General features: G+C 68.9%; 12 protein-coding genes. 7 read left to right on the plus strand and 5 right to left on the minus strand.

Annotation, left to right across the window (positions count from 1 at the left end; all coding sequences use genetic code 11):
- The first annotated feature begins 51 nt into the window (after positions 1–51).
- Positions 52–939, plus strand: a complete 888-nt coding sequence (locus Q0741_RS08220) for a 4-hydroxyphenylpyruvate dioxygenase (RefSeq protein ID WP_298232714.1) — start codon at positions 52–54, stop codon at positions 937–939.
- 29 nt (positions 940–968) lie between these two features.
- On the plus strand, positions 969–1847 hold the full coding sequence (locus Q0741_RS08225; protein WP_298232759.1) for a TIM barrel protein: 879 nt from the start codon (positions 969–971) through the stop codon (positions 1845–1847).
- 147 nt (positions 1848–1994) lie between these two features.
- On the opposite strand, the gene Q0741_RS08230 is transcribed toward Q0741_RS08225, so the two are convergent.
- Complete coding sequence (locus Q0741_RS08230) at positions 1995–2294, minus strand: hypothetical protein (RefSeq protein WP_298232715.1); 300 nt, start codon at positions 2292–2294, stop codon at positions 1995–1997.
- An 84-nt stretch (positions 2295–2378) separates the two neighbouring features.
- Positions 2379–3887 carry an adenosine deaminase gene (locus Q0741_RS08235; RefSeq protein ID WP_298232716.1) on the minus strand — a complete coding sequence of 503 codons (1509 nt, stop codon included), beginning with the start codon at positions 3885–3887 and terminating at the stop codon, positions 2379–2381.
- Between the two features lie 191 nt (positions 3888–4078).
- Here Q0741_RS08235 and purT point away from each other — a divergent pair, with 191 nt between their 5' ends.
- Positions 4079–5290: a formate-dependent phosphoribosylglycinamide formyltransferase gene (gene purT, locus Q0741_RS08240; protein WP_298232717.1), complete on the plus strand. Its 1212-nt coding sequence runs from the start codon at positions 4079–4081 to the stop codon at positions 5288–5290.
- A 34-nt stretch (positions 5291–5324) separates the two neighbouring features.
- Here the strand turns inward: purT and Q0741_RS08245 are convergent, their stop codons facing one another.
- Complete coding sequence (locus tag Q0741_RS08245) at positions 5325–6926, minus strand: asparaginase domain-containing protein (protein WP_298232718.1); 1602 nt, start codon at positions 6924–6926, stop codon at positions 5325–5327.
- 53 nt (positions 6927–6979) lie between these two features.
- Complete coding sequence (locus Q0741_RS08250) at positions 6980–7228, minus strand: DUF1272 domain-containing protein (protein WP_298232719.1); 249 nt, start codon at positions 7226–7228, stop codon at positions 6980–6982.
- Positions 7229–7573: 345 nt separating this feature from the next.
- Between Q0741_RS08250 and Q0741_RS08255 the strand changes: the two genes are divergently transcribed.
- From Q0741_RS08255 to Q0741_RS08270, 4 genes are all read left to right on the plus strand, one after another.
- The gene (locus Q0741_RS08255) at positions 7574–7942 is read left to right on the plus strand and encodes a PilZ domain-containing protein (protein ID WP_298232720.1); all 369 of its coding nucleotides are present in this window, start codon (positions 7574–7576) and stop codon (positions 7940–7942) included.
- A gap of 289 nt (positions 7943–8231) precedes the next feature.
- Positions 8232–8615, plus strand: a complete 384-nt coding sequence (locus tag Q0741_RS08260; protein ID WP_298232721.1) for a PilZ domain-containing protein — start codon at positions 8232–8234, stop codon at positions 8613–8615.
- A 111-nt stretch (positions 8616–8726) separates the two neighbouring features.
- Positions 8727–9743, plus strand: a complete 1017-nt coding sequence (locus Q0741_RS08265) for a ribonuclease Z (RefSeq protein ID WP_298232722.1) — start codon at positions 8727–8729, stop codon at positions 9741–9743.
- A gap of 235 nt (positions 9744–9978) precedes the next feature.
- On the plus strand, positions 9979–10632 hold the full coding sequence (locus tag Q0741_RS08270; protein ID WP_298232723.1) for a hypothetical protein: 654 nt from the start codon (positions 9979–9981) through the stop codon (positions 10630–10632).
- Between the two features lie 110 nt (positions 10633–10742).
- On the opposite strand, the gene fba is transcribed toward Q0741_RS08270, so the two are convergent.
- Positions 10743–11762, minus strand: coding sequence for a class II fructose-bisphosphate aldolase (gene fba, locus Q0741_RS08275; RefSeq protein ID WP_298232724.1), 1020 nt, complete (start codon positions 11760–11762; stop codon positions 10743–10745).
- Positions 11763–11952 lie beyond the last annotated feature (190 nt).

The raw sequence follows: 11952 nt of genomic DNA on the forward strand, positions 1-11952 counted from the left end.
CGCTGGGGGCAGAATCCCCGTATCACGCATCACCTCTGCCGGAAGTTCGACATGCCCTCAAGCCTCCCCGACCGCGAAGCCATCGGTGCCGTACCGAACCCGCTGGGCCTCGACGGCATCGAGTTCATCGAGTTCGCAACCAGCAAGCCGCAGGCCTTCGGGCAGGTGCTGGAGATGATGGGCTTCAGGCCCGTGGCGCGGCACCGGTCGCGCGAGGTGCTGCTCTACCGCCAGGGCGGCATGAACGTCATCGTCAACGCCCACGGCAGCGGGCTGCCGGCGGCGGCGCAGCTGACCGAGACGCCCGTGATCTCGGCCATCGCGCTGCGCGTGCGCGACGCCGCGGCCGCGTACCGCCGCGCGCTGGAGCGCGGCGCCTGGGGCGTGCCGCCACGGGTGGAGGTGATGGAGCTGCACATCCCGGCCATCCACGGCGTGGGCGCGAGCCGCCTGTACTTCGTGGACCGCTACAGGGAGTTCTCGATCTACGACGTGGACTTCACGCCCATCCCCGGCGCCGACCGGAACCCGCCGGCGGTGGCCGGGCTGCACGGTTTCGGCGTGGTGCAGTACATCGGCCCGGGCCGCACCGACGACTGGAGCGAGTTCTACGCCGAGCTGCTGGGCTTCAGCGCGCTGCCCGACGAGGAGCGCTTCGGCATCCTGCCCACCGGGCGCGTGCTGCGCAGCCCCGACGCCTCGTTCTACCTGCAGCTCATCGAGCCGCAGTTCGATGCGCTGGAAATCGACCAGGACGAGACGCTGCACCGCGTGGCCTTCGGCACGCCGGACGTGCTGGACGCGGTGCGCGAGCTGCGCGCGCGGGGCATCGAGTTCATCGAGGCCGGCGGCGTGCACAGCGACGCGCGCGGCGCGCTCACGCGGCCGTACCTCGGCGGCATGAGCTTCGAGCTGGTCCAGCACGAGCTGCCGCAATGAGCGCGGCGAGCACGCAAGCGGCGGTGGGCATGAACCACTTCGACGACTTCGCCCTGGACAGCGCCGCGCTGCCCGGGCCGCTGCAGGCACGGCTGCGCGCGATGCGCGAGGCCGGCTTCACGCAGCTGACGCTGCAGGCGCGCGACCTGGCCGGCGACGCCGCGGGCTTCGAGGCCGCGGTGGAGGCGGTCAAGGCCAGCGGGCTGCGCGTCTCGGCCTTCCAGGCGCTGCGCGACTTCGAGGGCCTGCAGGGGCCGCTGCACGACTACAAGGTGGACATCGCCAAGGCGATGCTGGAGAGCTGCCGCGCCGTGGGCTGCCGGTTGCTGGTGGCCACCTCCTCCACCGCCGCGGCGCAGCCCGGCGGCGACCTCGACGCCATGGCGCGCGACCTGCGCAAGCTGGCGATGCTGGCGGTGCCGCTGGGCGTGCGCATCGCCTACAAGGCCGTGGCGGCGGGGCACCACGTCAACGACTTCGCCATCGCCTGGGACGTGGTCAGCCGCGCCGATTGCCCCAACCTCGGCCTGGGACTGGACGCGGGCCATGCGCTGGCGGAGGGCACCTCGCTGGAGACACTGGACGATATCGACCCGGAGAAGCTGTTTCTCGTGCAACTGTCCGACGCGCTGTGCGAGGCGCCGGGTGCGGGCTGCGAGCCTCTGAGCGTCTTTCCCGCAGAGGGCGTGCTGGCGGCACGGCTGGCGGAACTCACGCTGCGGCTGGACCGTTTGGGCTACCGCGGCGACTACGGCTTCAACGTCTGCAACGAGGACAACCTGCAGCTGCCGCCGGCGGTGGTGGCGCAGCGCGCGCGGCGCGCCGCGGAGTGGCTGTCGGAGGACGTGCTGCGCCGCTCGGCGCCGCTGCCCAACCTCATGAAGCTGCGCGGAGGAGCGCAGGGTTGATACGGGTCTCGTGAAATTTTCGAACCCGTATTCCGTTCGCCCTTGAGGTATCGAAGGGTCAGCCGAACGGGCTTTCAGCGTTCGAAAACCAAGTGGGATCCGTATGAGCCCGGGCCGGCGCGCTCCGGCGGCGTTCCGGCCCGGCCGTCACTTGGCGGCCGAGGCGGAGGACGCCGGCAGGCCCACCTTCTGCGCGGCCCGCTCCACCGCGCTGCCCGCGGCGGCGAAGCCACGCTCCACGGCGCTGGCGCCGCGTTTCACCCCGCGCTCGGCGGCGCCCACGACCGCTTCCCCCTTGCTCTGGATGGCCTGGCCGGTGCGGGTGATGGCCGACGAAGCCTTGCTCGCGGCCGGTTCGGCCGCCTCCGCGGGCTGGGCGTGCAGCGGGGCCCATCCCGTGGCGATCAGGGCACCCAGGGCCCAGGTGCGCAGGTGCTTCGTTTTCATGCTGGTCTCCAATCCTTCAACGCGCCGCAGCGAGCTTGCGCCCCCGCGCCAGTGCATTTTCAATGCCTGCCCCGGCCTGCGGGCTCAGCGCGGCGCGCGCGGCAGCCGGGCGATGCGGGCCTCGAACGCCGCGAAGCGGCGGTCGAGCCGGATGATCTCCTCCTGCTTCAGGTTGGCCGGCAGGAAGGAGTAGCGCACGCTGTCGTAGGAGAGCTGCTTGAGCCGGGCGTAATCGGGCTTGTAGCGCGTGGCGTAGAGCAGGTATTCCTGGCTCAGGTTGTTGCGCGAGACACCGGGGTCGTCGGTGGACAGCACGAAGGGCACGCCGTGGCGCGCGTACAGCCGCACCGGGTGCGCCTCGTCCTTGACGCCCAGGATGAAGGCGTTGCTGGTGAGGTTGACCTCCACCGTCACCGGGCGCTGCTTCATCAGCGCCAGCAGCTCGATGGCCTCGCTCTCGTGCGCGATGTCGATGCCATGCCCGATGCGGTCGGCGCCGGCCACCGTGACGGCCTCGCGGATGTGCGAGCGCAGCCCTTCCGGCGGCACCATGCCCAGCGCCAGTTCGCCCGCGTGCATGGCCAGCTTCACCTGAGGGAACTGGCGCTTGAGGAAGGCGAACATCCTCATGTGCAGGCTGTAGTCGCGCATGGCGACGATGCCGTTCTCCGGTCCGACGATGTTCACGCCCACGATCAGCGGGCTGCGCGTGGCGGCCACGAACGAGGTGTAGAGGCTGCTGAAGACCACCGACGGCGCGCTGTTGCGCGATGCGTAGGCGAGGAAGCGCAGTCTGAAGCTGTCGTCGTCCACGCCCTGGGCGGCGTCCTCGTGGCTCTTGAGGTAATCGGCGATGGACTTCTGCGTGCCCGGGTCGTTGCGCAGGAACACGAAGGAGCGGATCAGCGCGTCTTCGACCTGCTCGGCCGTGGCGTCGGCGGGGAGCGTGTCCAGCAGCGGCGAGTAGTCCGGCACGTTGCGCAGGCTGGGACCGCCGCGCAGCATGGTTTCCATGTAGCCCAGGTTCTCGGCCTGGGCGCGGGCCTTGAGGTGCTTCAGGGCCAGGTTGTAGTTGTAGTCCGACACCGCGCCGAAGTAGTTGAAGGTGTCGAAGAACTGCTTGTCCGGCGGCGGCTGGTCGTGGACGTGGTTGTCGTAGTCCTTGTCGGACCAGCGCGTGAGCAGCTGGCGGTAGAAGCCGTTGTCGGCGCGCACTTGGTCGATGCTGGCGCACACGGCCCTCTTCGCTTCGCTCATCGCCTGGGGCTTCGTCTCGACCTTGAACTGCTCGACGCCCAGCGCCGCATCGCTGGCGCGGTAGATGCAGTAGCCCAGCGCCGCGGCCCAGTCGAGGTAGGTCTCGACGTAGATGGCGCCGGAGTAGTGGTGGTGCAGGTCCGCGCCCTTGGGCAGCAGGTTGGCGAACAGCGTCAGCTCGGCGACGTTGGGCACCGGCCCGGCCAGCAGCTGCTTGTAGTGGGCGCTCGTGGCGGCGAAGTGGGCCTGCTGCGCGGTGCCGGTGTTGTCCCGGGCGGCGGCAAGCGGTATCGCCAGCGCGCAGGACAGTGCCAGCAGTACGTGGTGGGGCTTCATGGGGCTCTCTGGGTTTGTGGTCGTGGGCCGGGCCGGTACCGCGCCGAGGCGCGCCGGAGCATGGCCAGGCGGGCCATGGCGGGCATGATCCTATCGCCGCCCCAGGCCGTCCCGGGCAGCCCGGCCCGTGCCTTGCCGCGCCGGCGAGCCACTACCATGTCGCCCATTTTTCTTCCGAACCGGAGCCCGCCATGACCGCACCCCTTTGCCTCGGCACCCCCCTGTCCCCTACCGCCACGCGCGTGATGCTGCTGGGCTCGGGCGAGCTGGGCAAGGAAGTGCTGATCGCGCTGCAGCGCCTGGGCGTGGAGACCATCGCCGTGGACCGCTACGAGAACGCGCCGGGGCAGCAGGTGGCGCACCACGCCCGCACCATCGCCATGAGCGACCCCGAGGCGCTGCGCGCGCTGATCGAGGCCGAGCGCCCGGCGCTGGTGGTGCCGGAGATCGAGGCCATCGCCACGCCGGTGCTGCAGGAGCTCGAAGCGCAGGGCCTCGTGCGCGTGATTCCCACCGCGCGCGCCGCGCGGCTGACCATGGACCGCGAGGGCATCCGCCGCCTGGCGGCCGAGACCCTGGGCCTGCCCACCAGCCCCTACGCCTTCTGCGATTCGCTGGAGGAACTGCAGGCGGCCATCGACGGCGGCATTGGTTACCCCTGCATCGTCAAGCCGGTGATGAGCAGCTCGGGCAAGGGCCAGAGCAAGCTCGACGGTGCGCAGGACGTGCGCAAGGCCTGGGACTACGCGATGGCGGGCGGGCGCGTCAGCCACGGCCGCGTGATCGTCGAAGGTTTCATTGATTTCGACTACGAGATCACGCTGCTGACGGTGCGCGCCGTCGGGGCGGACGGCCAGATCGAGACGCAGTTTTGCGCCCCCATCGGCCACATCCAGGTCAGCGGCGACTACGTCGAGAGCTGGCAGCCGCACCCGATGTCGGCCGCGGCGCTGGAGAAGGCGCAGCACATCGCGCGCGCGGTGACGCAGGACCTCGGCGGCCAGGGCCTGTTCGGCGTGGAGCTGTTCGTCAAGGGCGACCAGGTGTGGTTCAGCGAGGTCAGCCCGCGCCCGCACGACACCGGCATGGTGACCATGGCCACGCAGTGGCAGAGCGAGTTCGAGCTGCACGCGCGCGCCATCCTGGGCCTGCCGGTGGACACCAGCCTCAAGAGCCCCGGCGCCAGCGCCGTGATCTACGGCGGCGTGGAGGGCCAGGGGGTGGTGTTCGAAGGCGTGGAGCAGGCGCTGCGCGTGCCGGGCATCGACGTGCGCCTGTTCGGCAAGCCCGAGAGTTTCACGAAGCGCCGCATGGGCGTGGCGCTGGCGCACGCGGACGACGTGGAGACGGCGCGGGCGCGGGCCAAGGAAGCGGCCGGAAAGGTGCGTCCGCGACTGGGCTGAGGACCGCGCGCCGGCTGGCGCCCCGGGCCGCGGGCTACGCGCTCAGGGTGCCGCCCTGGCTGTACAGGACGCAGTTGCCGCCGGTGACGTAGTCGAGCACCGACAGGCTCAGCGAGCCGTCGTTCGCGCTGCCGTCGAGCATGAGCATCGAGGCATGGCCGTCCGGGCCGCCGCAGGGCGCGGACCAGAGCGTGGTGCCGTTGCGGCCCTGGAACACCAGGCTGCCGTCGTCGTTCACCATCAGCCGGCCCGGCATCTGTTGCGGCGGCAGCGTTTCCGATGCGGACCACAGGACCGTGCCGGTGCCGTTCCTGAGCCGCGGGCCCAGGACGGGGTCGTTCACCAGCGTGGCGCTGCCGTCCAGGGCCACGAGGGTCTGGCCCGGCAGCAGCACCGGGTTGACGCGGCTGTCGAGCCGGCTCACGTCCAGCATCTCGCCCAGCAGGTTCAGCTGGAACAGCCGCTTGACCTGTGCCGGACTCCAGGCGTTGTCCGGGTGGTCGGCGAGGGTCAGCAGCACCATCAGCTTGGCCAGGGCCGCCATGGGCGTCATGTCCAGCGGGCCCAGCGCCCCCACCTCCGCCAGCCAGGAGCCTGCCGCATAGGCGCTGTCGTTGACCACGCCACGCGGCACCTGGGTGCAGTCCACGATGATCACGCCCTGCGCATTGGCGCTGGCCAGGGCCTGGTAGACCGCCCCTTGGCTGGGCTGGCTGGGGTTGCCCGAAGGGAAGTTGCCCGCGCCGTAGGACGCCAGGACCAGGCCCTTGATGCCCTGGGCGGTGCAGGCCTGAAGCAGCGACGCGATCAGCGCCGTGCCCGGGGTGCCGCTGTCGTACCAAGCCGGGAAGGCGTTGAACGGCATCACCGGGAAGCCGTTGATGCGCGCCTTGGCGTGATCGACCAGCTCCAGCACGCGCTCACGCACCGCGGGCTCGTCCAGGCTGACGGCCGGGCTCACCGGCGGCGGCAGCACCAGCGCGGTGTTCAGCTCCAGCGTCATGCCGTTGACGCCCAGCGCCGGGAAATTGGGCGAGGAAAAGGCGTCGAAGTGGTTGGCGTCGGTCTTGACGCCCCGGTTGCCGCGGAAGAGTTGGGCGTTGAAATAAATGCAGACTTCCGGAATGCCGGTCTGCGCGGCTGCGGCGGCGCCGCAGAAATTCTGGAAAGCGTCGGTGTTGTAATTCAAGGTCAGCGGCGCATTGGAGCCGGTGGCCTCGTAGAACAGGGGAACCTGGGAGCCCGTGAGAATAACCGGCTTGCTCAGGACGGCGGTGCCCACGCCCCGCGCCGAGAAACTCGACAGCAGGAACGGCAGCGCGGTGCCGGTGAAGCCCATGGTGTCCGTACCGTGCAGCACGATCCAGCCGTCGCACTCCGCATAGTGCTGAAGGATGTACTGGGCCATCCGGCACCAGTCGGTCGGCTGCAGATTGGTGCTGTCCAGCGTTCCGGTGGGAGACTCCGGAAATACCAGGTCGGTCACATAAACCAGCTGCAACTCGGGAAATCGCTGCGCGATGATGGGATCGAGAATGGTCTGGCAGGCTTCGGCGAATTCCTGCGCGGACATCGGCGCCAGCGGATCGCCGATGCAACTGATGGTGCCGCCCGTGTTGATGACGTTGATGATCATGGCAGTGGGAAACAGGTTGGCCAAATCCGCGGCAGGCGCAAACCGGGCGCCGTTTAGCCCGCGGGCGCGCAACCCGCAGGCTTGAGCACCCGCTCGGTCGTGGCCGGGTACTTCTCCAGCTTGCTGGCCGGGCGTCGCGGACGGGTCACCAACTCGCCACCGCAATTGGGGCAAGTGTCGTGCAGAACTCCCTCGGCACAGGTGTTACAAAAAGTGCACTCGAAGGAGCAGATACGGGCTTCGGTCGAACCTGGCGGCAGGTCCTTGTCGCAGCACTCGCAGTTGGGTTTCATTTTCAGCATGGTGTGCCTTCGGTCAGGACAGCAAAGAACCCGGTGTTGGCCCTGTACCAGGCAGTTGGCCTTATCCGGAACAGCCGGGATTCTTGTCCATGCCAACTGCGTCAATGGTTCATGTCCTGTCAAAATCGGTTTGAATCAGGAAAACAGGTATTAATTCACGAATTTTCCTGTTGATTTTGGTGGGTGTGAAAAAGTCCACGTTGGCGAGCCGATAAAGGACCGCGGCTCATCCGCCACGGATGGGTTCCTTTAGACGCATGGCTGTGCCTTCAGAGGCGCGCATGTCCGCTGGGGGGATGAGCCGTGCATAAGAGCGTCGTTGGCTTTGGGGAGAAAAACACCATGATGGAAACACGCGACATCGCCACCTGGGTCTATCTGGGGGCTGAGCGGCGCCAGTGCGACCGCAAACTGTTTCGTTGTTCCGCCCAACTGTTGTTGCCCGACCGTAAGGTACAGCGCGTACGCACGCTGGACATCAGTGTGGGGGGCATCGGCTTCGTGGCCCCTTCGAATCTGCTGCGGGATGCGGTGTGCGAAATCAAATTCCGCGCGCCCTTGCTGGACGACGGCGTCGAGATGCTGATGGCTCGCGGGCGCATCGCCTACAGCATTCTCAGCGGCAAGGAAAACGGCTTCCTGGTCGGTCTGCAGTTCACGGAGATTTCGCCAAACGCGGTGGCATCGATACGGCGCTTCGTGAACCCTTGCTGACACCGCCGACCTGTTTCCTTGCCAGCCCTGCCTTGACGGCACGACGGGCCGACGGTCAGTTGGCTCGGTGGGCGTGGCGGGCGGCGGCCCGCAGAGGCTTCTTTACAAAGTCCGAAGCCTGTGCAGGGTTGTCCGAAAAGTTGTGCGACCCTCGAACGCCGACAGGGTAGTCTCGTAACCACTTGTATTGGGAGGGGCGATCGCTCTTTGGTGCTGTACCGCGCGAGCTGTTCATGGAGAAGCGGGATCGGCCTGGCGCGAACGCCGGGCTCCTGCAGGAGCGGAATTCATGATGGAAGCAAGAGAGGTTTCAGCGTGGGCGGGCGCGGGCATCGACCGCCGCTTGGGCGAGCGCAAGAAATTTCGCGCGCCAGCCTTGCTGCGGCTGCCTGACCGGCAGGTCATCGAGGTGCGCACTTTTGACATCAGCGTGGGCGGCATCGGCGTCGTGACGCCCATGAACCTGCGGCAGGACGTCGTTTGCGACATCCGGGTGCGGCCGCCCATTCTGTCCGAGGGCATGGAGGTGCTGCTGGCCCGGGGCCGCATCGCCCACAGCATCCTCAGCGGCAAGGAAAAGGGTTTCCTGATCGGACTGGAGTTCGTGGAGATCGCCTCTTCCATGAGGGAGATCATCAAGCAGTACGTGAGCATCAGGCACCTGTCGTCGTGAGCATCGAGCGCCGTTGAGCCCGGCGGACATGGCCGGTGGCGTGCCCACCCTGGCCCTGCGCTTGCCGTGAAGCGGGGGCGACGCCCCCGGCGGGGCGTCAGCCGCCCGGCCATGTCCTGTCTCTTCACCACCCGCCTCGTCAACGGTCCCACCGGCGACCCGGGCCTGTACTGCGAGATGAACGGCCAGCGCCGCGGCCTGCTGTTCGACCTGGGCGAGCTCGCGCCGCTGATGCCGCGCGAGCTGCTGCGCGTCTCGCACGCCTTCGTCAGCCACACGCACATGGACCATTTCGCGGGGCTGGACCACCTGCTGCGCGTGATCCTGGGCCGCCAGTCGCGGCTGGTGCTCGTCGGCGGCCCGGGCTTCGTGGCGCAGGTGGAGCACAAGCTGCACGCCTACACCTGGAACCTGGTGCACCGCTACGAGGTGGCGCTGGAGATCGAGGTGCGCGAGTTCCGTCCCGAGGGCCGCCGGCGCCGCGCGCTCTTCAGCAGCCGGGACGCTTTCAGGCGCGGCGAGGACGAGGAAGGCCCCTGGGACGGCGACGTGGTGCACGACGAGGACCAGTTCCGCGTGCGCGCCCGCTTCGTGGACCATGGCATCCCGGTGCTCGCCTTCGCGCTGGAGGAGAAGGCGCGCGTGGCCGTCAACGTGGCGCGCATGCAGGCTCAGGGCTTCACCAGCGGCGCCTGGTTGCGCGAGCTCAAGGACGCCGTGATGTCCGGCGCACCCGGCGGCCGTGTCATCGAGGTGCGCTGGATCGACCGCGGGGGCGAGCACGCGCAGCGGCGCACGGTCGATGAGCTGCGTCCCATCGTGCTGGACGAGCGCCCCGGGCGCTGCATCGGCTATGTGACGGACCTGTGCGGCAGCGAGGCCGACGCCGCCACGCTGGCGGCGCTGCTGCGCGGCGTGGACCAGTTGCACATCGAATGCGTGTTCCTGGACGCCGACCGCGAGCATGCACTGCGCAAGCACCACCTCACGGCGCGGCGCGCGGGCGAGATCGCGCGGCTGGTGGGCGCGCGCGAGCTCATCCCCTTCCACTTCTCGCCGCGCTACGAGGGCCGCGGCGACGCGCTGCGCGACGAGGCCGTCGCGGCCTGGGGCGGCGGCCCGGGCTGAGGCCCGCGCCGCCCCCGCATCGAACGGATCTCCCCCCGTGGAGGGTGCCGCCGCATCCCCCCACGGAGGGCTGAACGGCCATCGTCACCCCGGCAACTGAAGCAGCGGATCAGGGACGCGCCATGCGCTTCCCGCGATCGACAGGGGTTGGCGCCGTTCCAGGCACCGCGCGCCGAGTCCGTTTCCTTCTCAACTTTCAAGCGCCTGGGTGACCCGTTCACAAGGAGTTTTCATGATGAGCAAGCAAGTCCGTTCCCTGCGCCGTGCTGCCCTGGCGGCCTCCGTGATGGCCGCCGTTGCGGCTTCCTCGGCAGCACAGGCTCAGGAAACCGAAGCCGCCGCGGCGGAATGGGATGCGCCGTTCGTGTTCAACATGGTTCGCTCGCCCGGATTGGCGTCCTCGCCGAGCTGCGTGGTCAAGGCCAAGGGCCGTGTCTCCATCCAGAAGGTCGGCGAGGCCGAGGAGATGACGGTGCAGGTGCAGGGCCTGCCGCCCAACACGGAGTTCGACCTGTTCGTGCTGAGCGTGCCGAACTTCCCCTTCGGCCTGGGCTGGTACCAGGGCGACATCAAGACCGACTGGCAGGGCAAGGGCAAGCAGAAGTTCATCGGCCGCTTCAACAAGGAGACCTTCTCGCTGGCCATCGGCAACTCGGTGGCGGCGCCGCACGTGCATAACGGCCCGTTCCCGGACGCCGCCACCACGCCGCTGACGCCGCCGGTGCACCAGTACCACCTGGGCTTGTGGTTCAACTCGCCCGCCGACGCCCAGAAAGCCGGCTGCCCGGGCGCCGTCACCCCCTTCAACGGCAAGCACAACGCGGGCATCCAGGTGCTCAACACCAGCAACTTCCCTGATCTGGCCGGCCCGCTGAAGCGGGTGAAGTGAGCCGGCCGGCGCCATGCCGGACCTCAGGGCGCCGCGGCAACGGGAGGCCGCGGCCCATTTGCACCGGGGAGTCCGTTGCCGACGGCAGCGGCCCCCGGCTTTTTTGCGTCCTACGCCGCCAGCCGCGGCGGCCGAATGCGCGAGGCCTGTCCGGCGCAGCCGAAGGCCTCGAAGCGCTCGGCGCACAGCGCGCGCGCCGCGGCGGTGGCCTGCTTGAGAAAGGCGCGCGGGTCGAATTCGCCGCGCTGCTGCGCCATGGCGCGGCGCAGCGCGCCGGTCATGGCCAGGCGGATGTCGGTGTCGATGTTGATCTTGCGCACGCCGTGGCGGATGCCCTCGCGGATCTCCTCCACCGGCACGCCGTAGGTTTCGCGGATCTCGCCGCCGTGCTCGCGGATCACCGACAGCCACTCCTGCGGCACCGAGGACGACCCGTGCATCACCAGGTGCGTGTCGGGCAGCCGCGCGTGGATCTGCTTGATGCGCTCGATGGCCAGGATGTCGCCCGTGGGCTTGCGGCTGAATTTATAAGCGCCATGCGAGGTGCCGATGGCGATGGCCAGCGCGTCCACGCCGGTGCGGGCCACGAAGTCCGCGGCCTGCGCCGGGTCGGTGAGCAACTGCTCGTGCGAGAGCGTGCCCTCGGCACCCACGCCGTCCTCCTCGCCGGCCCGGCCCGACTCCAGCGAGCCCAGGCAGCCGAGCTCGCCTTCGACCGACACGCCCACCGCGTGCGCCATCTTCACGACGTGGCGGGTCACCTCCACGTTGTACTCGTAGCTCGATGGTGTCTTCGCGTCGGGCAAGAGCGAGCCGTCCATCATCACGCTGGTGAAGCCGGAGCGTATGGCCTGGATGCACACGGCGGGGCTGGCGCCGTGGTCCTGGTGCAGCACGATGGGCAGTTGCGGATACATCTCGGCGGCGGCCTCGACCATCTTGCGCAGGAAGGGCTCGCCGGCGTACTTCCTGGCGCCCGCGGAGGCCTGCAGGATCACCGGGCTGTCGGTGGCCTGGGCGGCCTGCATGATGGCCTGTATCTGCTCCAGGTTGTTGACGTTGAAGGCCGGCACGCCATAGCCGTTCTCGGCGGCGTGGTCGAGGAGCTGGCGCAGGGGGATCATGGGCATGGGGTTCTCCTGGGAAGGGGTCGTTGAGGGAGAAACGGAAACGAGAAGCGTGTTGGGTGCTGCCGTGAGCTGATCCGCCTCCCTTGCTACTTCGTCATCCCCGCGCAGGCGGGGATCCAGGCGGCCCCACATCGGAGCGCGAGAGGCCAGGCAGGCGGCACGAGGTCCGGCTCTTGGTGCGCCGTTTCCC

It is taken from the genome of uncultured Azohydromonas sp. (assembly GCF_937926365.1).
In the GTDB taxonomy this organism is placed as follows: Bacteria; Pseudomonadota; Gammaproteobacteria; order Burkholderiales; family Burkholderiaceae_C; genus Azohydromonas.